The organism is Shewanella sp. AS16 (assembly GCF_021412365.1).
In the GTDB taxonomy this organism is placed as follows: domain Bacteria; phylum Pseudomonadota; class Gammaproteobacteria; order Enterobacterales; family Shewanellaceae; genus Shewanella; species Shewanella salipaludis.
In genome coordinates this window covers 35,923-59,329 of record NZ_JAKCLK010000007.1, presented here as the reverse complement: position 1 = coordinate 59,329, position 23,407 = coordinate 35,923, and the positions used below count along the sequence as shown (strand labels likewise).

General features: G+C 59.3%; 18 protein-coding genes. 10 read left to right on the top strand and 8 right to left on the bottom strand.

Features of this window, described 5'->3' with window-relative positions; all coding sequences use genetic code 11:
- Nucleotides 1–35 precede the first annotated feature (35 nt).
- Nucleotides 36–701, bottom strand: coding sequence for a LysE family translocator (locus tag LZP73_RS15410; RefSeq protein WP_234235872.1), 666 nt, complete (start codon nt 699–701; stop codon nt 36–38).
- Between the two features lies 1 nt (nt 702).
- The gene (locus tag LZP73_RS15405) at nt 703–1,773 is read right to left on the bottom strand and encodes a glutathione S-transferase family protein (protein WP_234235871.1); all 1,071 of its coding nucleotides are present in this window, start codon (nt 1,771–1,773) and stop codon (nt 703–705) included.
- Between the two features lie 149 nt (nt 1,774–1,922).
- On the opposite strand from LZP73_RS15405, the gene gcvA reads away from it, so the two are divergent.
- Nucleotides 1,923–2,807, top strand: coding sequence for a transcriptional regulator GcvA (gene gcvA, locus LZP73_RS15400; protein ID WP_234235870.1), 885 nt, complete (start codon nt 1,923–1,925; stop codon nt 2,805–2,807).
- Nucleotides 2,808–2,870: 63 nt separating this feature from the next.
- Here gcvA and LZP73_RS15395 read toward each other — a convergent pair whose 3' ends face one another.
- Nucleotides 2,871–3,890, bottom strand: a complete 1,020-nt coding sequence (locus LZP73_RS15395) for an alpha/beta hydrolase (RefSeq protein WP_234235869.1) — start codon at nt 3,888–3,890, stop codon at nt 2,871–2,873.
- Between the two features lie 98 nt (nt 3,891–3,988).
- Nucleotides 3,989–4,507 carry a DUF1697 domain-containing protein gene (locus LZP73_RS15390; protein WP_234235868.1) on the bottom strand — a complete coding sequence of 173 codons (519 nt, stop codon included), beginning with the start codon at nt 4,505–4,507 and terminating at the stop codon, nt 3,989–3,991.
- A 232-nt stretch (nt 4,508–4,739) separates the two neighbouring features.
- Between LZP73_RS15390 and LZP73_RS15385 the strand changes: the two genes are divergently transcribed.
- From LZP73_RS15385 to LZP73_RS15360, 6 genes are all read left to right on the top strand, one after another.
- Nucleotides 4,740–6,032, top strand: coding sequence for an oligosaccharide flippase family protein (locus tag LZP73_RS15385; protein ID WP_234235867.1), 1,293 nt, complete (start codon nt 4,740–4,742; stop codon nt 6,030–6,032).
- Nucleotides 6,033–6,274: 242 nt separating this feature from the next.
- The gene (locus LZP73_RS15380) at nt 6,275–7,291 is read left to right on the top strand and encodes a phospholipase (RefSeq protein ID WP_234235957.1); all 1,017 of its coding nucleotides are present in this window, start codon (nt 6,275–6,277) and stop codon (nt 7,289–7,291) included.
- 1 nt (nt 7,292) lies between these two features.
- The gene (locus LZP73_RS15375) at nt 7,293–8,627 is read left to right on the top strand and encodes a peptidylprolyl isomerase (RefSeq protein WP_234235866.1); all 1,335 of its coding nucleotides are present in this window, start codon (nt 7,293–7,295) and stop codon (nt 8,625–8,627) included.
- Nucleotides 8,624–9,277, top strand: coding sequence for a hypothetical protein (locus LZP73_RS15370; RefSeq protein ID WP_234235865.1), 654 nt, complete (start codon nt 8,624–8,626; stop codon nt 9,275–9,277). The genes LZP73_RS15375 and LZP73_RS15370 overlap by 4 nt, the downstream gene beginning before the upstream one ends.
- 122 nt (nt 9,278–9,399) lie before the next feature.
- The gene (locus tag LZP73_RS15365) at nt 9,400–10,149 is read left to right on the top strand and encodes a pseudouridine synthase (protein WP_234235956.1); all 750 of its coding nucleotides are present in this window, start codon (nt 9,400–9,402) and stop codon (nt 10,147–10,149) included.
- Nucleotides 10,150–10,285: 136 nt separating this feature from the next.
- Nucleotides 10,286–11,173 (top strand): SPFH domain-containing protein, encoded by an 888-nt coding sequence (locus tag LZP73_RS15360; protein WP_234235864.1) that lies wholly within the window; start codon nt 10,286–10,288, stop codon nt 11,171–11,173.
- 78 nt (nt 11,174–11,251) lie between these two features.
- Here the strand turns inward: LZP73_RS15360 and LZP73_RS15355 are convergent, their stop codons facing one another.
- A complete protein-coding gene (locus tag LZP73_RS15355) occupies nt 11,252–12,574 on the bottom strand; it encodes an SO_0444 family Cu/Zn efflux transporter (RefSeq protein WP_234235863.1) in 1,323 nt (440 codons plus the stop codon).
- The gene (gene zntR, locus LZP73_RS15350; protein WP_234235862.1) at nt 12,568–13,068 is read right to left on the bottom strand and encodes a Zn(2+)-responsive transcriptional regulator; all 501 of its coding nucleotides are present in this window, start codon (nt 13,066–13,068) and stop codon (nt 12,568–12,570) included. The genes LZP73_RS15355 and zntR overlap by 7 nt, the downstream gene beginning before the upstream one ends.
- A 324-nt stretch (nt 13,069–13,392) precedes the next feature.
- Between zntR and purH the strand changes: the two genes are divergently transcribed.
- The 3 genes from purH (at nt 13,393) to LZP73_RS15335 (ending at nt 19,830) form a co-directional block, all read left to right on the top strand.
- Nucleotides 13,393–15,045, top strand: coding sequence for a bifunctional phosphoribosylaminoimidazolecarboxamide formyltransferase/IMP cyclohydrolase (purH, locus tag LZP73_RS15345; RefSeq protein ID WP_234235861.1), 1,653 nt, complete (start codon nt 13,393–13,395; stop codon nt 15,043–15,045).
- A gap of 99 nt (nt 15,046–15,144) precedes the next feature.
- On the top strand, nt 15,145–16,440 hold the full coding sequence (gene purD, locus LZP73_RS15340) for a phosphoribosylamine--glycine ligase (RefSeq protein ID WP_234235860.1): 1,296 nt from the start codon (nt 15,145–15,147) through the stop codon (nt 16,438–16,440).
- A gap of 168 nt (nt 16,441–16,608) precedes the next feature.
- Nucleotides 16,609–19,830, top strand: coding sequence for an ImpA family metalloprotease (locus LZP73_RS15335; RefSeq protein ID WP_234235859.1), 3,222 nt, complete (start codon nt 16,609–16,611; stop codon nt 19,828–19,830).
- A gap of 81 nt (nt 19,831–19,911) precedes the next feature.
- On the opposite strand, the gene LZP73_RS15330 is transcribed toward LZP73_RS15335, so the two are convergent.
- The gene (locus LZP73_RS15330) at nt 19,912–20,715 is read right to left on the bottom strand and encodes an SDR family oxidoreductase (RefSeq protein WP_234235858.1); all 804 of its coding nucleotides are present in this window, start codon (nt 20,713–20,715) and stop codon (nt 19,912–19,914) included.
- A gap of 77 nt (nt 20,716–20,792) precedes the next feature.
- Nucleotides 20,793–23,375: a putative bifunctional diguanylate cyclase/phosphodiesterase gene (locus LZP73_RS15325; protein ID WP_234235857.1), complete on the bottom strand. Its 2,583-nt coding sequence runs from the start codon at nt 23,373–23,375 to the stop codon at nt 20,793–20,795.
- Nucleotides 23,376–23,407: the final 32 nt, after the last annotated feature.

Sequence of the window (23,407 nt, the reverse complement as noted above, 5' to 3'; positions counted from 1 at the left end):
ACTCACTGTGAGTGCCGGGCGGCTAAGGCCAGAGATCACAGCCCCAGCCAGAAGGCGCCACTGTGGGTCAGCCATAAATCACTCAGAGGCAAGTTGCTCAGCAGCAAGTAGAGCGCAGGCAACCCCAGGAGCAAGCCCATCAGTCTGTCGAAACGGCAGCGCCTCCCAGGGTGAGACAAGTGCGCCGACAGCACCTGTCCCAGGGTTGCCCAGAGCAGCAGGCAGAGACAAGAGACAGTCAGCAAGAGCGCCAACAGGATGCCCAGCGCCGCCAGGCCGGAATACGCCTGGGACAACTCGCTCACCAGGGTGGTGAGCAGCACCAGGGACTTGGGATTGAGAAATTGAAACAGCGCGATAGCCGGGAAGGAGTCCGGCAAGGCGCTTTGCCGCTGGCCGGGCACGGCCCCGCTGCCCGCCGCATTCGCCCGCAACAACAGGCCGCCGGCCAAGCATAACAGGTAGCAGGCGCCCGCCAGGCTGATGCCCTGCTGCACGGCCGGATGCCTTGCCAGCAGAGTCGCCACCCCACACCAGGTGAGCAGACCCAGTAGCGATGCCCCCAACAACACCCCGGATATGGCCGGCAAGGCGCCCCTGATGCCCTTCCCGGCGGCGGCATTCATGACGATGAAATTGTTGGGCCCGGGAGTGATGGCGGCGACGCAGACAAGACTCAGGGCGGCCATGAGTGACGCCATGCTATTCCCTCCAGCCGCTGCACCGACGCCTGCCTGAATGCTCGCCTGAGCCTGGCTCGACCCTGACGGCGGCGCCGGATCTTAAGAAGACCTTGGCCGGCCCCAGCGCGGCGCGCTCGTGGGGCGCAGACCAATCCGCATCCGGCATGGCAGGAACCAGGGCATTTTCTGCCACATTGCTCATATGTATGGCCTCGAACCTGACGGTATCCGCTACCCCAGGCCAACTGAAGAGATCCCTGGCATAGGCCCAAAGGTGGGGATACTCCAGCAGCCGCCGGCGTGAACAGCGGCTGTGGATGAAATAATCGACATCGAAACGTACCAGGGTAGGAAACAGCAGCCAGTCCGCTTCGGTGATAGCCTCACCCAACAAGAAACGCTGACCGGCCAGGCGCTGCTCCAGCCAATCCAGGGTAGAAAAAACACTCTCTACCGCTGCATCATAGGCGGACTGGCTCTGGGCGAAGCCGGCCCGATAGGTGGCATTCGCCAGGTTTTGATAGATACGCAGATTCAACTCATCTATCTCGGCGACGAGCCGGGCCGGTACCAGGCTGAAGTCGGTTGCGGATAGGGCGACAGGCGGCGATGCCGTCGTGGATGCCCGCCCGTCCAGCCTGACGGCATCGAAGGCGCGGATGATCATGCCGGACTCGTTGCTCACTATCCTCTGCTCCTGGCTATCCCACAGGACAGGGACGGTAACCCGCCCGCTATAGGCGGGGTCGCTCAGACGATAGAGTTGATGCAGATGCACTATCTGCCTGTTGCTGCCGGGGACCCGCCAGCTGTGGCCCGAGTTGGCAGGATAGCCTTCGACGCGCTTGCCGCCCGTGATATGCAAGGGAATATGCTGCTGCAAGCCCTTGAGGGTGCGCAGCAGCATGGTGCGGTGTGACCAGGGACAGCTCCAGGAGGCGATCAGATGGAATCTGCCGGCTTGCGCGGCGATCGCCTCCAGAAGCTCGCTGCCCAGAGCGGCATGATAAACACTGGCTTGGCGAACAAAGGCCCCGTCCTTGATGATCCTGTCTTCTTCCGTCCACAGCCCATCGATTAACATTCCCATATGGCTCCCCATGCATTACTTGGTGAATGGCTTGGTGAATGGCCGCATGAAAGCCGGCTTGCACCTGTGAATTTATGCACAATATAATAGGGCCATACAGCTTAATAAAAAGGCAAATTAACTCACACATATGTGAGTTAAACTGACATATGAGACAACTTCCCCCACTCAACGCCATCCGGGCCTTCGAAGCCACAGCCCGTTTGGGCGGGGTCCAGAGAGCCAGCGAAGAATTGCATGTGACCCATGGCGCCGTCAGCCGTCAGCTGAAGCAGTTGGAGACCTGGTTGGGGGTGACTCTATTCGATCGCAGCCAGAGAGCCCTGACGCTGAATGCGGCGGGACGCGCTTACTTGCATTCCATGTCCTCGGCCCTGGATCTGATCCACGAAGGCACCGCCAGCCTGCAGCAGTTCAAGCCCTCCAATAGCCTGGGAATAGCCACGACCCACTCCTTCGCCACCAAGTGGTTGATGGACAAGCTGCCCGCCTTCGCCAAGCTTCATCCCGAGATAGAGATCTGGCTGTCGGTGGAGCAACAACGCACAGACTTTGCCAATTCCAGGGTGGATCTCGGCCTGAGAATGGGCCAGGGCCCCTGGCCAGGGCTGCATTGCACTCCACTGCTGAAGGATCGACTGATCGTCGTCTGCAGCCCGCAGCTGCTGGCGAATGGTCCCCCCCTGGCGCGGGCCGAAGATCTGGCGCTGCATACCCTGTTGCACGATCAGGATCCCGCCGCCCAATGGCTGCGCTGGTTTCAGGAAAATGGCCTGGATCCCCAAGGCGCCACCAAGGGCCCGAGATATACCAGCACAGATCTCCTGCTGCGCGCCGCCATGGCCGGCCAGGGAGTGGCTCTGGTGAGTGAAGTATTGGCGGCGGCTGAGCTGGCCCAGGGCCTGCTGTGCCAGCCCCTGCCCCAGAGGGTAGAATTGGGCGATTATTTCTGGTTGGTGACGCCGCCCAACCGGCCCATGACGCCCAAGCTGAAGCATTTCAGCCTATGGCTCAAGACCCTGGCCCTGAGCTGATGTTCAGTAGGCTTGATTTAGGTGAGCCACGGCGTGGAGAAATTTCACAATATATTCAGCGACTCATTTCATGTGAGTCGACGATGCGTCGGCCGGTGGCTGGATTGCTGCCTTGTGCCAAGCCGACAGATATTCGAACGACTGGCTGTTATCTATGATATTCATATGATTCGCGTCGCTCACTATGTGCACCTCAGTGTCTGCCTCCGAGGCATCGAATAGTGGTTTGAATTGCTCCGGATAAAAGCTTTCATCCTTCTCCCCCACGAGCACCAGCGTGGGAACCTCAATGCTTGCAATATCTTCGAGGTAATCATTGGGCGAGAAATTCACCATCATACGGTACGAATAACCCGGGAGTTGCAAAGCGTCGTTCCACGCCTCGGGGCGATTGAAACTGAGCACATCCAGATGATTAAAGCCGCTGATGCCGACCTTATTCAGCATGGAAAGCCCGATTATGCGCTTCAGCGCCACAGTGACCCAACCGCCACTATCGGGTTTGACGCTGGGCGCATCATGGCCAAGATAGGGTGAGAACAGCAGCAAGGCACTGGGTTGCTTGCCTAAACCACTGCCGACATACCTTAATGCCAAGCCGCCACCGGACGAATGCCCTCCCAGCACTATTTTGCTGCCTGCATATTTTGTCTGCAGATGAGTAAGCACATCTTCTATGTCGTGCTCCAGCTGGCCAATATAGTCGATATCGCCGCGCCGTCCCGCGTTGCGCCCATGCCCCCTGAGATCCGGGGTCACAACCCTGAATAACCCGGCACTCGCCAGGGATGAGGCTATGCGACTCAGGTATCTGCTTTCTGCACCCGAGCCATGCAGCAAGACCAGGGTCGCACTCGCCTTGGATTCATAGACTCTGGAAAACAGTTGGCTGCCATCCCTCAACGCGATCCATTGCTCTTGCCCAACCCCCACCCGTTCGGCACTCTTGCTCAAGGAGGCGTAATTGAAATTTTCCACATCCGTCTTTTTCTGTATTGGCCAGTAAATGAGCAGCAAACAGATGAGCAGATAGATAACCGGCACACAAATTAACAGGGCGGTTAACTTGGTTATCATTGTCATTTAACCTCCTGGGCAGACGCTGGCGGGCAAGCCACGCCTATGCCTTGAGACAAATATGGCGCCACCCAGGGCCTTGGCATCCCGGCCGGCAAGGTCAGTCACACGCCTACAGACATTTGCTGCAGCTTATTGACAGTATTTAGGTTTCTGCCAGTGGCTTTAACCCCGAGGCAAGACTCCAGGTTGGCGACCAGCTTGGATCTGCCTATGCCGTTGGGGGCGCGCAGATAAAATACCCTGTCTATGAGGCGGTATTCTTCCGTGTCCGCGGCCAGCTGCTCCAGCCTTTCCTGATTGAGCCTTGGCGACTCGTTACAGAAATAGCAGTGCAGGGTTTTCCCCTCCGCCGCGACGAAGGGATTATTGGCCACACAGGCATCAAACTCGGATTTCTCGAGTGTCATCATCTCTGGCCTGAATCCGAATCTGGCTTCCAGCGCCGCGACGACCTCGGCCCCTGGCGGATTGTTTCCCTTGAGGATGAGGTTGCCACTCTGGATATAAGACTTAACCCCCTCAAACCCCAGGGCCTCGAGCAGGGACACCAACTCCTTCATTGGCAGCACATTTTTACCACCAACATTGATGGCTCTGAATAACACTATATAAGTCTTCATGACGTTCCCGGTTCCTGTGGCATAGAGGTGTGTGGCAATTAAGAGTTACCGCAAAAGCATGGGATCATGTGGCGACAAGGAGTAAAAATACACAATTTGGCCGCCCCTGCCGACGCCGGCGAGTGGCATGCCTTCCAGCCCCCAAGCGGCTTCCCGCTTGCCAAGGCAAGGAGAGAACCCCATAATCCTTTTATAATCAATCATAAGATAACATCAGCCTTCGGATTAGCCCATGCCAAATACGGATATTGCCACCACACCCGCCAGCGACTATTTGAAACAGGGCAGCCTGGTCATGCTGCTGAGCGTGGTGCTCGGCTTCGCGGCCGATTATCTGTTTAACCTGACACTGAGCAAGGCGTTGCCGCCCCATGAATATGGCGATTACAAGGTGGCCTTCGCCTTCGCGGCGCTCACGGGGGTACTGGTGCTGCTCGGGGGGGACAGGGTCGCACCGCGAGTCCTGGCGGCGCCTTTGGCACGGGGAGACAACCGCAGCGTCTGGGAATTTTTGCGTTTCTATTTGTGGATAGCGGCAGGACTTTCCCTGCTGGTTATTTTCTGTACCTGCATCGCCAGCTATCTGCATCTAGACTCGACCGACATACGGGATCACCACCCCCTGCTCCTGATGTCGTTCGCCATTCCGCTGATTGCCGTTGGCGCACTCCTGAGCCGGATACTGCAAGCGGCCAAACTCCTGATGTCATCCAACCTGCCCTGGCGAATTGCCTTGCCGCTGCTGAAGGTCGCCCTGCTGTTGATGCTGATGACGGCCCTGACCCGGGTTGAACTCTGGCAAGTCATCGCCAGCGGCGCCGCCTCGGTTGGCCTCATCATCGCCTGGCAGTGGTATGAAATCCGCCGCAAGGGTCTGCTGACGGTGGCGCGCTGTCCCGAGGCATTTCCCGGCCCACAGATATTGAAATTGTCTGTGCCCATGATGCTGGCCATGCTCATCACCCTGGGGCTGAACCAGCTGGATCTCTTCATGCTCGAGGCCCTGGGAGACGAGCATGAGGTCGGCTATTTCGCCGCTGCCGCGACCACGGCCCATATGCTGCCCGTGGCACAAGTCACCATTGCCGGCCTGTTTCTGCCCCTCATAGGTCCGGCGCTTGAGCAAGGCCGACAGAGTGCCAAGGCGCTATTCTGGCAGGGACAGAGGCTCATAGTGCTGACAGTGCTCGCGCTCAGCCTCTTCCTCGCCATGGCGGGCGGCGGGTTACTGTCCTTGTTTGGCAGCGGCTTTCTGCAGGCTGAGCAGGCGCTGCACTACCTCACCCTGGCCTATGGCCTGTGGGCCCTGGTCGCTTTCGCCTCCACCTGGCTACAGTATGCGGGCAAAGGCAGCTTGGTGGTGCTGGTCGGCTGCGTCACCCTGGTCATAGACGCAGGCTGCAACCTCTGGCTCATCCCCCTGTATGGCATAGACGGTGCGGCGCTCGCGACCCTGATCGCCATGGCGCTGGCGGCCATCATGATAGCCGCGGGCTACTACAGGCATTCTGCCCAGAGCCGCTAGCCGCGCTTAAATCCGCTTTCAGCCACTCACTCCCAGGCTCACTGCCGTTCAGGCATCCCTGCCCGGCCACTCTCCTCGAGAGTGACCGGCTGCCCATGTCATATTTTTGCTGTTTAGATTTCATTCAAATGCCGCAAACCTGTCATTTTCCCTTCCTACACTGGCCCGCGTTCGAGTCAATGCTCGTCAATTTACCGCATGATATTCAATAAATTCCAATAACATAAAAGGGTTTTACCATGATGAACAAACTTCTGCTGACGGCGGCCCTGTCCTCTGCCCTGCTGTGTGGCGAGGCCAGCGCCTTCAGTCAGATCACCCACAAACGCATAGTGATAGATGCGGTCAAGTACATGAAGGCCCATCCCCAGAGCACCAACTTCGCCAAGTTGCAGGCCATGGCCACTGCCGCCGGCATCAGTGTCGATGAGCTGGGCGAACGCCTGGGCCAGGGTGCCTACGATGTGGACGACTTCGAAGATACCTTCATCTGCGGTGCCGTATCCGGGGACTGTGTGCAGGCTCCCCTCTGGGGCGCTGCCGAGAGCATAGTCAAATACACTTCCTATTGGCACTTCCAGAACCATACCCAGGGTCCGGATGCCCATGGCAATGACTTTGGCGGTTACGACTACGACAAGCTGACCGTCTGGGGCACAGTGGATACCATGGCAGCCACCTGGCTCAAGGGCGATCATCTGGATGACGGTGCCGGCGGTCAAACGGGCTGGTTCGGTGCCGAAGACAGCGAATACAACAGCTATGGCATCACGGAAGCCCACTATCGCCAGGGCAGCAGTTCCAACTACGGGATGTACAAAGATTTCGAAAAGATCCCCTTTCAGCCCATAGATAACCTGGGCCAGTATTGGTACAACCAATTCTGGCAGCAGCCAACGGTGCAATCCCTGGGGTTCGTCTTCCACACCACAGATCTGTTGCAGCCCCATCATGTGTGGACCACCTCGGATCTCAACCACTCGAGCTGGGAATCCTGGGTACGCGACTACTATGACAGCGAACAGCTCAACGACAGCGACCTGATCACAGCGGCGCTGGGAGATTTCTCCCCTCTGGATCCCCAGAGTCCGGAGATCCGCCCCTTGCTGACCGAAGGCGGTGACTTCGCCTATGCCAACGGCGGTCAGGTGCTTTACAGCGAAGACCATGCCGAGCGCCGCACCGTTGGCAGGCTGGTGATCCCCCATGCCATCGCCATGGTAGTGCTGTTGCTCAACCACGCCACCAACAGGTTCTGATATGAGAGCAGCCTTGTTTATAGCGCTGCTGTTACTCCTGGTTCCGGGGCAATCCCGGGCCAGCGAGATGACAGCCGAACCTTGGCTGAGTCGGGGATTGGAAGATCGCCTCTTTGCCCTGGCCAATGCCGAGACGCCCATGACCCGTGCCGCCTTCGAGCAGGAAGTGCGGGAACAGTGGCGACTGGCACGGCATCACGACCAAGCCATGGGGGTTAATCTCTGGCAGCAGAGCAGCACTGGCTTCGATCCCGCTTACCTGCAACGCGCCAGCCTGTCACGCACCCTGGAGCAGCTATTCCCCACTCAAGCCGACAGCCGCTGGCTCGCCGGCAGCCGTGAGGCGCTGCAACTGCAGCTGCCTGATGCCGCAGAGCTCAAGGCCCTGATCGGCGACGCCAACCCCCTGGGCTATGATCTGACCCCAAGCCAACAGGAGAGACTGGGCAAACGCATACTGGCGCAGTTTCCCGGCGAGGGTCCATTGAACCTGAGGCAAGTATTCGAGGAGCAATCAGTGCAAGGCAGGCTGCGGCTGCGGCAGGCGGATGGCAAGTTTCTGCAACAGCTGCTCGAGCGCAGGGTATTCGAATATCAGCAGCGCCACTGGTTGCTGGAAACCGCGGCGCTCACAGAGCAGGAGCTGACCACCCTGGGCTTTCTGGTCCGCGCCAGGCAACTCTACCCCAAGATCCTCGGCTACTATGGCGTCGCCGCCGAGCAGCATGGGGAGAATCCCCGTCTGACGGCGCTGGCGGCCGCGGTGACAGACAAGGAGATAAGCGACTTTTACCGCCAACAGCCGCAGTTATTCCGCCGTCTGGAACAAGCGGGGGCCGACTACTGGCGTTTCGATACCCAAGCGGCGGCAATAGCGGTGCGGCGCCAGCTGGCAAATGCGGACCCGGGCGCCCCGAGTGCCACGGGCCGGATAAGCCTGGCCGGAGCCCAAGCACAAGAGGGGAACAGCCGGGACTGGTTGACGAGCCTCGCCGCCGCCCTGCCCGCCGAGCGGCTGAGCCAAGCCATCCGCAGCCCAGAGGGCCAATGGCTGCTGCTGCGCACCCGCGCCAAGGCGTTCGGCCTGTATCCTGAGCATAGCGAAACGGTCGCCTTCATCGCCAGGCGTAAACTCGCGGCCCTCAAGGCCAAGGCCCAATGGCAGGCCCTGCGCCAATCCTTGGGATTGACAAGGCCCGATGGCGCCAGGCCTCATATCGAAAGGCCTGATACCATGGAGGAGAGCACGGCTGAGATCGCAGCACAAACTGCGGGCATGAGCAATTCGAGCAGAAGCGGAATAGACGGACCCCAAACAGGCAGGCGCGGCAAATGAAGACAGGCCAGACGAAGTCTTCGCCCGGGCACATTTGGCTGCGCCGCTTCGGCGGTCGCCTAGGGCTTGTCGCCGGCTTCATGGCTAGCGGCTATCTCATCTTGAGCCAGACGCCGGAGGCCGCCACTGCATCCCTGGCCGAACAGCATCGGCTGCAACAGCCGCCCAGGCAGACCATGCCTGACGGCACTCGCGGCGGCAGGCCACGGCCTGATGGACAGCTCCCGGTGGAGGAAGAGCTTGTTGAAGCGGAGGAGGACGTCGCAGCAGCGGAGGCGGAACCACTGGCCCAAGATGCGGTAGCCAGCCTCAAGGCTTCTCTCTATACCGGCGATCCCAGAGCGCCAACCCTAGGCGCCGGCCCCCAGGCGCCCATGCCGACCCGGGAGCAGCTGGCCACTCCTGAGGCCTACCAAAGCTTTATCGCCGGCCAGCGCCAGGGACTGCTGCGCCGCTTCGCCCATGCTGTGCCTGCCAAGGTCAAACAGCTGGAAGAGGCCATAGCCAGGGCGGAAGCCGAGGGCATGGCCCCTGCCGAAATAGCCTTTGCCCGTGACAAGATAGCCCGCCTGCAGGCCATGCAGCGCCAGGTGACCACAGAGGCAGATACCCTGCTGTTGAGCCATCCCGAGCTTGAGCCGACACCTTAGGGCCGGCTTTCTGAGTGGTCCTGTCTCAGCGGTACAGTCTTAGCGACAGTTGCCGCTCAAGCTTGCTTAATGTGGACGGCTGGGGATAATGGTCTGCCCTTGGTTGCCGATCATTGTCTTTTATGCGTCTGGATAGATTCCTCTGCAAGAGTACCGAACTCGAACGCCCACAGGCCCTGGCCGCCATCCATGCAGGCGACGTGCGGGTTAACGGCACAATAATAGTGGCTGCAGCGACCCAAGTGCATGAAAACAACCACATCACCCTGGGGGGACGAGCGCTCACACTTCGTCCCTCGCGTTATCTCATGCTGCATAAACCCGCCGGCACCCTGAGCTCGAACCTGGACGGCCGCTACCCCTCGTTATTCCGCTGCCTGGACATAGAGCGCGCCGCCGATCTGCACCTTGTCGGACGCCTGGATGCAGATACCACGGGCTTGGTGTTGCTCACGGACGACGGCCGTTGGTCGTTCGACATCATCTCCCCCAAGAGCCGCTGCGAAAAGTTATACCGCGTCGGCCTTCGCGACCCCATAAGTGCCGCGGAGCGCCCGGAAATTGTCGCCCGATTTGCCCGCGGCTTGGCATTGCAAGGCGAAGCCTGCCTGACCCGGACCGCCAACTTGCGCCTGGTTCACCCGACAGAAGCCTTGCTGACCATAACGGAAGGCAAGTTCCATCAGGTCAAACGCATGTTCGCCACCGTGGGTAACAAGGTCACGACCCTGCACAGGCAAAGGATAGGCAGCCTCGACTTAGATCTCATGCCCGGCGAATGGCGCCATTTGAGCCAGGCCGAAGTCGCCTCCTTCCGCCCTGCCGCCACAACCGTCGACGTTACCATAAGCGCAGCAACGCCAATTAGCTAAGTCAATCACTAAGTTGCGGCAAGTTAACACTTAAGTTACATTGCATCTTTTGAAGCGATAACCTCAGGGTAAAGGACCTATCGGCTCATGCCTGTATGTTCAAGAGCCCGCTAGCCCCACCAGCAAAGGACGCGTAATGTTAAAAACAGGTTCGAACTCGGCCACCCCCTTTAGCCTAGGCAAATTGGTCCCAATAGTCATACTCTTGGCGCTGTTCACCGCCTTGTTCGGCAGTTGGTACACTGTAGATCAGGGTGAGCGCGGCGTGCTGCTGCGCAACGGCAAGATCATAGGCACGGCCGAACCCGGGTTAGGCTTCAAGGCCCCCCTAATAGATACAGTGGTGAAGATCTCTACCCAGACCCATACCACCAGCTATCAACAGTTACAGGCCTACAGCCGGGATCAGCAACCCGCCACCCTGCGCGCCTCGGTCACCTTCAGCGTGCCGCCGGACAGGGTCGAAGAAGTGTACGCCAACTTCAAGAGCATAGACGCCATGATAGCGCGGCTGCTGGATCGCCAGGTGCCCACCCAGGTAGAAAACGTGTTCGGTAAGTACACAGCCATCTCTGTGGTGCAGGAAAGGATCAAGTTCGGCATAGACGTCACCGCCGCCATCACCAATGCGATCAAGGGCCCGATCGAAATCAACTCGGTGCAGATAGAGAACATAGATTTCAGCAACGCCTACGAGAAGTCCGTCGAAGACAGGATGCGCGCCGAGGTGGAAGTCCAGACTCAGCTGCAGAACCTGGAAAAAGAGCGGGTCAGCGCCCAGATAGCCGTCACCCAGGCACAGGCACAGGCCGACTCACAACTGGCCCGCGCCAAGGCGGAAGCCGAGAGCATACGCATCAAGGGGATTGCCGAGGCCTCGGCCATCAAGAGCCGCGCCGAAGCACTGGCACAGAATCAGAACCTGGTCGAGCTGACCAAGGCAGAGAAATGGGACGGCAAGTTGCCAACCACCATGTTGCCGAGCGGGACCCTGCCCTTCATAGACGTCAAGAAAAGCAAATAAGACGCCCGCAGCCTGCATGCGCATAAAAAAATCCCCGGCACTGTGCAGTGCCGGGGATTTTTTATGTCGGGCCAGAGGCTAGGAGCAGCAATCGCTGCGACGCCACCAGCTCCTGGGCAACTTCTCCAGCAACACCTTGCCCATCAGCACGGCCAGGACTATGCCGGACATCGCCACCAATCCCTGAGGCAGCATGGCATGCTCGGCGTCTATCTGCGGCATCACCACAAAACCGAAAGTGTCGACCAGGTAATTGACCAGCATACCTGCGACCAGGGCCACGCCCAGGACCCCACCCAGGTAGCCATAGAGGGCGCGCTTGCCGAGTTCACGGGTCACCACCCCAAGGGTGGCTATGTTGGTCGCGGGTCCCGCCATCATGAACACCAGCACGGCACCGGGTGACACCCCGGCGAGCAGCAGGCCGGCGGCTATCGGGGTCGAAGCCGTGGCGCAGATGTACATGGGCACGGACACCAACACCATCACCAACATGGCCAGTATGCCGTCGCCCCACTTGGCGAGAAAATCCCCCGGCACATAGGTCTGCACCAGCGCGGCGAAGAACAGCCCCACCAGCAGCCAGAGCGCCGTGTCCCGCACCATGTCGGTGGCGCCGTACTTGAGTCCGGAGAGGAGGCGGCTGAGCAGGGACTCGGCGCCAGGGGTTGCCGCCATCTCTTGCGTCCCGGCGCAGCAGCTGGAGCCGACCACCTCATCGCCGCCGACATTCGTTGTGCAACCTGTGCCGGCCGCTGCGCTCACGACCAGGGGCTCCCCGGGCTTGGCCGAGCAGCATCCCCCTTGGGGCTGCACGACTTCGGCTTCGCGCTGCGTTGGCTGGCCACCGCCACAAGGGCTCTCGGCTGGCGGCGTCACGGCTTCGACAGCCTGGGGCCCACAGCAAGCTTTTGGCACAGGCGCGGGCCGGCTGTCGGCCTTGCTTGCACAGCAACTGGCGGCAGGCTGTGCTGCAGCCGCCGGCTCGGCCACTGCAGACGCCTTATCCTCGTCGCGGCCCACCAACAGGCCCGCCACTATGGCGCTGCTGACTGCCGCTATCGGCCGCACTATCGCCATGAAGGGACCGAGCAGCACGTAAGACACAGTGATGGAATCGACGCCTGTCTCGGGGGTCGACACCAGGAAGGAAGTGGTGGCCGCCTTGGAGGCACCGGCGCGGCGCAGGCCAATGGCCGCAGGGATCACCCCGCAGGAGCATAAGGGCAAAGGCGCCCCCAACAGCGCCGCCTTGACAACCGTCTTGACCCCATGGCCCCCGAGTTGCTTCTGCATCCAGGCCATGGGCACGAACACCTTGAGCATGCCGGCCAAGAGCAATCCCAGCAGCAGCCAGGGAGCCGATTCCAAAAACAGATGAATGAAATTACTGACTAGCATGATTCTCTCCCTAATTTAGCCTGTGCTTTATTGTTCGCATGCAGCTGGATTTGAGGCTCGCAAGCCGTACCGGCTTCGCGCCTGACGGCCTGACTGCTGGATTCCAGAGCCTCGAGGATGGAGCAATGCTCGGCGCTTTCCGGGCCGCCACAACAGGCCTCGGACAGGCTCTGCAGTGAATCGCGAAAATGCTCCAGCTCGGCGAGTCTGAGCTGCACCTGTACCAGTTTGGTATCCACCATGCCCTTGACGTCGGCGCAGGCCCAGTTGGCCTTATCCAGCTCTATGGACAGCAATTCGGCAATTTCGTTGAGGCTGAAACCCACCGCCTTGGCCCGCAGAATAAACCTCAACCTGGCGGCGTCGCCCTCATTATAGAGGCGATAGCCGGCATCGCTGCGCACCGAAGGCGCCAACAGGCCATGTTTCTCATAAAACCTCAGGGTGTCGGCCTTCACCTGACACTGTTTGGCCAGCTCTCCAATACGGTACATTCAATCCTCTCTGCACATCCACAGTTGCGAATAGACCCAGAGTATAAACCTTAGAGTCAACTCCAGGGTCAAGAATTTATTTCCATCCCCATGATCCGCTGCCAGGGGCCCGGCTTGTTCTGATAGCAATATTGTGAAATCGAGCAGAAAAACCACCCCCAAAAGCCAGTTTTACGCTAGAATATGCGCGCCGTGACAAAGGGATAAAAAAAGTAATAACTAGGACCAAGGGACTTTTGGAAAGCTGTGCAGCATTCACATCCGGGTGGCTGTTCTGTTTTCCGAAAGATCCTTGAAACTAAAATAACTGGACCCTGTACCCAAATGACTGATGTTGCAACTAATGCCAGACCTATTCGTCGCGCGCTGTTAAGCGTTTCAGATAAAACCGGAATGCTTGAATTCGCCCAAGCATTGCACGCCCAAGGTGTGGAACTCCTGTCCACCGGCGGCACCGCCCGCTTGCTGGCGGATAACGGTATTCCCGTTATCGAGGTATCTGATTACACTGGACATCCAGAGATCATGGACGGTCGCGTCAAGACGCTGCACCCTAAAGTGCATGGCGGTATCTTGGCACGCCGCGGACTCGATGAAAGTGTCATGGCCGACAACAATATCCAAGCCATAGATCTGGTTGTGGTCAACCTCTACCCCTTCGCCGAAACCGTGGCCAAAGCAGGTTGCACCCTGGAAGACGCCATCGAGAATATCGACATAGGCGGACCCACCATGGTGCGCGCCGCAGCCAAGAACCACAAAGACGTGACCATAGTAGTCAACGCCGCCGATTACGCGCGCGTGCTGGCGGAGATGGCGGCCAACAATGGCAGCACCACTCACGCTACCCGTTTCGATCTGGCGATTGCCGCCTTCGAACACACGGCCGGCTACGACGGCATGATAGCCAACTACTTCGGTACCATGGTGCCTATGCATGGGGTTCCTGCTCACAGCACTGACGAGTCTTTAGAGAGCTCTCTATCCGCTGAAGGCTCTCTATCCGCTGAGGGCTCCAAGTTCCCGCGCACCTTCAACACCCAACTGGTGAAGAAGCAAGATCTGCGTTATGGCGAAAACAGCCATCAAGCCGCCGCTTTCTATATAGATACCAAAATAGACGAAGCCTCTGTGGCCACGGCCGTGCAGCTGCAGGGCAAGGCATTGTCCTACAACAATATCGCAGATACAGATGCTGCCTTGGAATGCGTCAAGGAATTCGAAGGGCCGGCCTGCGTCATAGTCAAGCATGCCAACCCCTGTGGCGTCGCCCTGGGTAAAGACCTGCTCGATGCCTACAACCGCGCCTATCAGACAGATCCTACCTCGGCCTTCGGTGGCATCATAGCCTTCAACGGCGAGCTGGATGCCGCCACCGCCAGCGCCATAGTCGAGCGCCAGTTCGTCGAAGTGATCATAGCGCCGAGCGTCAGCCAGGCAGCACGCGAAGTGGTCGCCAAGAAGACCAACGTGCGCCTGCTGGAATGCGGTCAGTGGCACGCCAAGACCCAGACCCTGGACTACAAGCGCGTCAACGGCGGCCTGTTGGTGCAGGACAGAGATCAGGGCATGGTGACCCTGGATGACATCAAGGTGGTCTCCAAGCGTCAACCGACCGAGAGCGAACTCAAAGATCTCATGTTCTGCTGGAAGGTGGCCAAGTTCGTCAAGTCCAACGCCATAGTCTACGCCAAAGACGGCATGACCATAGGGGTGGGCGCAGGCCAGATGAGCCGCGTCTACAGCGCCAAGATCGCCGGCATCAAGGCCGCCGACGAAGGCCTGGAAGTGGTCAACTCTGTGATGGCCTCAGATGCCTTCTTCCCCTTCCGTGACGGCATAGATGCCGCCGCGGCCGCCGGCATCAGCTGCATCATCCAGCCGGGCGGCTCGATGCGCGACGCGGAAATCATCGCCGCGGCCGACGAGCATGGCATGGCCATGGTAATGACAGGCATGCGCCACTTCCGTCACTGATCGCAGCCAGGCAGCCAGGGCTCAGCCCTTGGCTGCTTTTTTCGTTTCTATTCACTCTGTACCCACGCAGAGCCTGAAATATCAAAGGGATGACTTAAGATGAATGTATTGGTTATTGGTGGCGGCGGCCGCGAACATGCCCTGGCCTGGAAGGCAGCCCAATCGGCGCAGGTAGACACTGTCTTCGTCGCCCCGGGCAATGCCGGCACTGCCCTTGAGCCCAAGGTCGAGAACCTTGCCATAGAAGCCACAGACGTGGCGGCACTGCTGGCCTTCGCCCGGGAAAAAAACATCGAGTTGACCATAGTCGGCCCCGAGGCGCCGCTGGTCATAGGTGTGGTCGATGCCTTCAACGCCGCCGGACTGGCGATCTTCGGCCCCACCCAGGCGGCGGCCCAGCTCGAAGGCTCCAAGGCCTTCACCAAAGACTTCCTGGCACGCCACAATATTCCCACGGCCGGTTACCAGAACTGCACCGACATAAGCGTCGCCAAGGCCTATGTGCGCGAACTGACCGCCAAGACAGGCTATCCAGTGGTGATCAAGGCCGATGGCCTGGCCGCAGGCAAAGGGGTGATCATAGCCCAGGATGTGGCCGAGGCAGATGCCGCCATCGAAGACATGCTGGCGGGCAACAAGTTTGGTGACGCCGGCTCTCGGGTCGTGGTTGAGGAATTCCTCAAGGGCGAAGAAGCCAGCTTCATCGTCATGGTGGATGGCAAGCACATACTGCCCATGGCCACCAGCCAAGATCACAAGGCCCGCGACAACGCCGACCATGGACCGAACACAGGCGGCATGGGTGCCTACTCGCCAGCCCCTGTGGTCACCCAGAGCGTACACGACTGGACCATGGCCAACGTCATACGTCCCACGGTCGACGGCATGGCCGCCGAAGGCAATGTCTACACAGGCTTCCTCTACGCCGGCCTGATGATAGCCCCGGACGGCAGCGCCAAGGTGCTGGAATACAACTGCCGTTTCGGCGATCCCGAGACTCAGCCCATCATGATGCGGTTGAAATCAGACCTGGTTGAACTCTGCCTGGCCGCCACCCGTGGCGAGCTGGACAAGGTCACGGCCGAATACGACGAACGCGCCGCGGTCGGGGTGGTACTGGCCGCCGGTGGTTACCCGGACGAGTATCGCAAGGGCGATGTGATCCAGGGGTTAACCTTGGGCAACAAGGACGCCAAGGTATTCCACGCCGGCACCAAGATGCAGGATGGCCAGGTAGTCACCAACGGCGGCCGGGTATTGTGCGCCACGGCCCTGGGCAAGGGGGTCACCGAAGCCCAAAAGGCGGCCTACAAGCTGGTGGAAGAAATCCACTGGGACGATGTCTATTTCCGTACCGACATAGGTTATCGCGCCATCGCCCGCGAGCAACAATAGCGGGGAAACGACTCGATTAAACCGGCTGCCAGCCGGTTTTTTTATGCCTGAATTTTGACGAACGTCAAATATAAACCACTGATTTTATGGAGTTAAAATCTTTTAACCTCTGTTTAACACAGAGATGACAGGATACAATGCCAACCTGTGTTGATGAAAAGGACTCCCATGAAAAATCGTTTGCTCCTGGCATCCATCGCCGCCTTGCTTGGCGGATGTGGCGCCGGCTCAGAGGACGGCGCCGCCACTGCGACGCTCAGTCCGTCCCCTGGCCAACCGCCTGCGGTTAGCCAGTACACAGCCAGCAGTGTCGCAGCCCAAGGTGGAGCCTTGACCCCCTCCAGCCAAAAAATCGCCGCCGGCGAAGACTTCACCTTCACCTTCGCCCCCGAAGCAGGCTTCACCCTTGAGAGCATCAGCGGCTGTGGCGGCAGCCTGGATGCACTTAGCTATACCACGGCGGCCATGAGCAGCGATTGCAGCATCACACCTGTGTTCATCTCCAATGCCGAGAATGCCATAGCGCACCAAGATCAGGCTCTCGCCAGTGCCAGCGAACTGATTGACTTCAGTCTCACTCGGATAGATGCCATCCAAAGCAAACGCCAGGCAGAGATAAGCCTGCTATATCAGGGAATAGACAAGGGCATCAGCTGGAACCCGACCCACGACTCCATCAGCTTCGCCAGCTTAATGCCGGAAAACACCTTCACAGTGCTGCCCTCCAACGTCAACGGCAGTGGTGGGAGTGAGGTACGCGGCCTGGTGATGGCGGGTGAGCAGCAAGGGCTGCGCTACGGCGCTATGGCGGGCAACCTGTTCTCGGTCGATACTTCGGCGCAAACAGATGCACTGCTGAAGAACCTGCTGCATTGGTTGACCAGGGGCGGCGATCAGAGCGACGGCCTGAGGGTGATTACGGCGCAGATGCCAGGCCATGCCGACAGCTGGTACTTCCCCCACAACGAAGGGATCCGCACCTGGCTGCAAACCAATTATCCCGCTGCCCACAGCATCAATGAGGCCAACACTTGTGACTACGGCGCGCTCAGTGCCTGTATCGATACCCTGAAACCGGATCTCATCATCCTCAGCGACATAGACCGCGAATCGCTGGGCTTCGCCGGCATAGCAGCGGCCGTCGCCAAGGCCAGAGCCGCGGGTATTCCGCTGCTGCTATCCAACTATTGGCGTGAAGCGAGCCCCATGCTGGCTCCCCTATACCAGGACATGGGCCTGACCACGGCAGGCAACTACTGGTCGAAACTCCAGGCCGGCGATCTGAGCATAGAGAGTATCAAGGCTGAAGATGCCGCGCTGGCCAAGGTCAAGGCGCTGCTGGGAGATCTGAGGGAAGGACGCTTCGATACCTCGGTACTCGACGGCTGCAGCGGCAATTACCTCGGCTGCAACTCGGCCGTCTTTGTCGATGCCTTCAAGGCGGGCGCAGATTGGTATCGCGCCGGCGCCGAAACCTTGGATAATCAGGCTATCGATGTCTTCGGTAAAACGGCTTTTCCCCTGCTGAAGGCGGGGCTGCTGCTGGCCGATAAGTACCGCAGCCAGATAGATTACCCCATAGCCTACAGCGAACATGGCGCCTGGCAACAGGCGCTGTTTGCCGATTGGACTGTGAGTTATGCCCGCACCCATAACCTAGCCCAACCGGATCTCGGGGAATTTGTCACAGACAAAAATAACCTCGCCAAGGGCAGCAACGCCCACTACCGCTACCCGGCAACAGTGACAGAACGCCAGCACATAGGCGTGCCCTATTCGGGCCAATGGACCAGCACGGGTTGGTATGCCCTGCCGGGACAGCGCATCAAGTTGACCCGCCACGACAGCGGCGCGGCCGAGGTGAGAATCAAGCTCAACTATCACAGACGCAACACCAACCGCGCCTATCAGCAGAAGATCTATCGCGGCCCGCTGGAGCTGGCGCAGCAACGCCTGCCCCTTGGCAAAGGGACAAGCATAGAGTTTTCCAGCCCCTATGGCGGCCCCATTTATCTCTATCTGTCGGGCGGCAACGCCGCCCTGAGCGTCGATGTGACCGCCGAGAATGTCGCCAAACACCCTAGCATCATGGACTTCTCGGATCCCGCCGAAATTGCCGCCTTCAAGGATCGCATTCAAAACACAGAGCTGCCCCATGTGGACCTGCGCACCGATGGCGCCGAACAGCATCTGCGCCGCGACCGCTTCATGAATGCCATAGGCGGCAAGATTGCCGACGTGAATGCGCTGCTTGGGAGCATAGCCGATGACCATATCAACAGCGTTTACACTCTGGCTGGCCTAAAGCTCCAGGGCAAAACGCTCGCCGACTCCCTGGCAACAGATGTCAAAACCGGCTGCATGGCGCTATTCGGTGACGACTGCCTCGATAGCAGCCTGCACAGCCGCAACCTAATCCAGCATGCCAACTACGACCAGAATGCCCAGTGCGGCGCAGGTTGCAGTGGCAATCCCTGGGATGCGGCCTGGAACATAGATCCCACGGGCTGGGGCGACAACCATGAGCTGGGCCACAACCTGCAGACCAACCGTCTCAATGTACAGTATGCCGCCGCCGGCGACAGGGATAACTGGGCAGGCTATGCCAGCCGCGCCGGGGAAAATTCCAACAACATCTTCCCCTATGTGGTGAAGTGGCAGAGCCACTACCTGCGTGACGGCAATACAGACCCAATCACAGACGGTCACATGAACCACAAAGATCTCTTCTATGTGTTCATGTCCGATGCCGCAGGCACCACAGATGCCAACGGCAAACGCGTGGTATTCGGTGCCGACTGTAAGCCGATGGATGCGGGCGAGGACAGATATATGGCTCCCTGGCAGAGCAACAGCTATGCAGTCCACAATGGCTATCGGATGGCGTTTTACATCCAGATGGCGCTCAAGGCCCACGGCATGACGCTAGGCGACGGCACCCGGTTCGACAACGGCTTCGGCATCTTTACCTTGCTGTACCAACATAGCCGTATCTTCGGCAAATACGCCGCCAATGCCACGGACTGGGAGGCGAACCGCGACAGGCTTGGCTTCGCTCTCTTCCCCTTCGAAGGCCATAGCCTGTACGGCGGCAAGCAAGTGCAAGCCATCCCGGGCAACGACTTCATGCTGGTGGCCCTGAGCAAACTCACGGGCCGCGACTGGCGCAGCCACTTAGATATGTTCGGCCTGCGCTACTCCAGCCTGGCCGCAGCCCAAGTCGCCGCCAATGCCGTCTCGGGCACAGTGCCCATGGGCATGTACGAACTGGAAACCGAGCTGCCACCGGCCAACATGAGCGAGGGGTTGAAGTTCCTGCCTCTGTCACCGAGTGACGGCAGCACCCTGTGGAAAGGCACAGGTTCACCGACGCTATGCCCTAAGCCCTAGCCCTGAGTCTTAAGCCTGAGCCTTAAGCCTTAAGTCCTAAATAAAAAAACGTCCCACGGGCGTTTTTTATTGGGCATGGCATCAATGCCCTGAGGCTATGGCTCTGCGGGCAATCCTGTCTATCAGACCCGGGGCCAGCAGCTTGAGCCAGCGGCCGACCCGGCCGCGCAGCGAAGTGATGTAGAGCCGCTTCCTGGCGGCGATCGCCGGCAGCATCAGCTGGGCACACTCGGCGGCGGTAATTATCTTGGCTTCCTGCATAGGCGACTTGCCCAGGGGGTTGCCCTGACCGTCGAGTGCCCTCTTATGAATTTCCGACACCACGAAGTCGGGACAGATAACAGTCACTGCCACCTTGTCCTGCGCCAACTCGATGCGCAGCGAGTCGAAGAAGCCGATGGCGGCATGCTTGGAGGCGGCATAACCACTGCGGGTGGGCACCCCTGTCAGGCCGGCGATGGAGGCCACCAGCACCACCTGGCCCTGGCTGGCCTTGAGGTGGGGCAAGGCGGCATGGGTCAGGCAGGCTGGCCCCAGATAGTTGACCCGCATCAGGCGTTCCAGTATCTCCAACTCCGCCAGCTCATCGAAACGTGACCACATGGTCATGCCGGCGTTATTGATCAGAATGTCCAGACGACCAAAGCGCTCGACACAGGCATGGATCAAGGACTGGCACTGAGCGGCATCGCCCACATCGGCGACAAAGGCCGCGGCCTCGGCGCCGGCCAGCCGCACCTCATCGACCAGAGACCAGAGGCGGGACTCATTCCTGGCACTGAGCAACAACTTGCAGCCCAGGGGCGCCAATGCCAGCGCCAGGGCGCGGCCAATGCCCTCGGAAGCCCCGGTGAGCAACACCACCTTGTCTTTGAAGCTTTCCATCTCTCTTGCCCCCTTGGTGAATCTTATTGTCCGGCTCAAGCCGCCCTATGCCTATAGTCTCAAGTGCTCAAGAGGCCTCAAGCACTCAAGGGCGCGGCATAGATAGACTCCAGGCTATAGCTTTCCAGCGGCTTGGGTCTGCCTATGCCGTAACCCTGAGCATAATCCACCCCTATGCTATGCAGCTTATCCAGTATCGCCTGATTCTCGACGAACTCGGCCACCGTCTCTATGCCCATCACCCGACAGACATCGTGGATGGATTTGACTATGGCGTAGTCCTTGGCATTGCTGGCCAGCTGGCGCACGAAGCAACCATCTATCTTGACATAATCGACAGGCAACTCCCGCAGATAGCCGTAGGAGGCGAAGCCACTGCCGAAGTCATCCAGGGCGAAGGAGAAGCCCAGTTTACGCAGGCGGTGCAGCATTTCCAGTGCCCGCTGCTGGTTCTGGATAGCCGTGGTCTCAGTGATTTCGAAACAGATACACGCGCTGGGGATGGCGAACAGCCTGAGCTGGTTGGCTATGTATTCCACCATGCCCTCGGCCCCGAGGCTATTGCCCGAGAGGTTGATCGAGACGCAATGATCGTCCCAGAATTCGCTGTGACGGGACAGCCATTGGAAGCTCTTGCGGATCACTTCCTTATCGACTTCCGGCATCAGCTTGAAGCGCTCGGCGGCGGCGATAAATTGCGCCGGTGGCAATATCTGGCCACTGGGCTCCTGGATCCTGAGCAGGATCTCCATCCGCTTTCTGGCTCTGCCCGGCATCAGACTCTCGATCCTCTGGTAGTAGAGCAGCAACTCGTTATTCTGGATCGCCTGGGAGATGCGTATCGCCCACTTGGGCGCATTGCGCTGATAAGCCAGGTCTTTATCTTTGGCATCATAGAAGTGTATCTGGTTGCTCCCCTTGCGCTTGGCGGCGATGCAGGCGATGTCGGCATCTTTGAGCAGCTCGTTAGCCCGGATCTGCGGCGCGCGGCCGAAGGCCACACCTATGCTCAGGCCCACCTTGTAATGCCTGCCCTTGTCCTGCAATACCTGCAACACCACTTGCGACAGCAGATGCTTGAGCAATTGCGCCACTTCCAGGGCGCTGCGGTTGATGATCACCAGGCCAAACTCATCCCCCCCCAGGCGGGCGAGCAGCTCATGCCGGCTCAGGCAAGCCTGCATGGCCTTGGCCACCATGGCCAACATGCGATCGCCGGCATTGTGGCCACAGTTGTCGTTGATCAGCTTGAATTGTTCCAAGTCCAGGTAACACACGGCTATGTTGCCGGCCTTGGCACTGAAATCCGCCAGGCGCGCCTCGAAGGCCATACGGCTGGGCAGACCGGTAATAGGGTCGAAGTTGGCCCTGCGCCGCAGTTGCTGCTTGAGCACTTCCTCCTGGGTGATGTCCCTGAGCAAGATAACCGTGCCTATCACCTGCCCCTGATGATTGCGCAGATTGCTTATGTTGCGCGCCATGACCCTGGGCACCGCCATGGGCAACTTCATCTTGGTCTGCAAGGGCTCGGTCGCGCCGCCATGCATGAAGGCGAACAGGGTCTCGTTGATCTTATCGTCACTCCTGAGCAAGGCGGCGACTGTCGCCCCTGTGGCCTCGGCACAGCTCAGGCCGAACAACCGCTCCGCCTGGGGATTGAGGTACACGGCCCTGGCCCAGACATCCGTCAGCAGTACCGCATCGGAAATCGACTCCAGGGTGATCTTGGCCCGCTCCCTATGCTGAAAGCTACCGGCCAACAAAGTGTTGACCCTGTCGGCCAGTATCACCAGCTCGGCCCCTCCACTGGCAACCACAGGGGTGTAATCCTTCGCCGCCGGATCTATATGATCCAATTGCTGCATCAAATCTTTGAAGGGGGATAACAAGCCCTTCTTGAGCCAAAAATACCCCAGGGTGACTATGGCGATCCCAAGCAAGAGGATCACCAAGGTGACAAAATCCAACCCCAGCTTAACCTGGGCGAAGGGGAGCCCGGAGAAACGCACCTCGAGTTGCAGCGGCGCCCCATTGAGCAGCCCGGGCAGCTGCAGTGTTCTGCTGATGCCCTTGGCAGACTCGGCCGGGATGGCTGCCTGTATGATGCCAGAGACCCACTGGGACTGACCATAGAGGCGGGTAAGATCTTGCGGCAACAGTCTGACCACCACCACATATTCATCCTTGGCGGTCGCCGTCAGCGCCGCAATACAGACCCTGCCTCGCAGCATCAGGAGTCCGGCTTGGACGTCGGGCTTGGCCGTGGGCGCCGCCGCGGCCAGCGTCGACAAGATCAGCGGGAGTGTTGCGTTTGAGTCGGCATCGGCCATGGGCATCAGGGCGCGAACCCGGCCAGAGCTGACCACATAAAGGCTAAGGGAAGCGGATAACTTGCTATCGGGCCAGGCACGCTGCAGCTCGGCTCTGCCAAGGTTATCCAACTGGACAAAAGGGACGGCGTAGACCTGGGTGAAGAAAGCCAAACGTGCTATGTCGCGGTCAAATTGCGCCTGAATGCTCGTCAGCTGTCTCTCTATGCTGTGCTCGCGGAATTGTTCAACCTTGTGATCGAACCAGATGCCCAGACAGTAGGACACTAACACCAAGGCGGGGATACAGAAGCCGGTAATAAATACGATTATTTTTTTGCCAATGCGCATCGCTGTCCATGTGTTTTGCTCTCCGAATCACC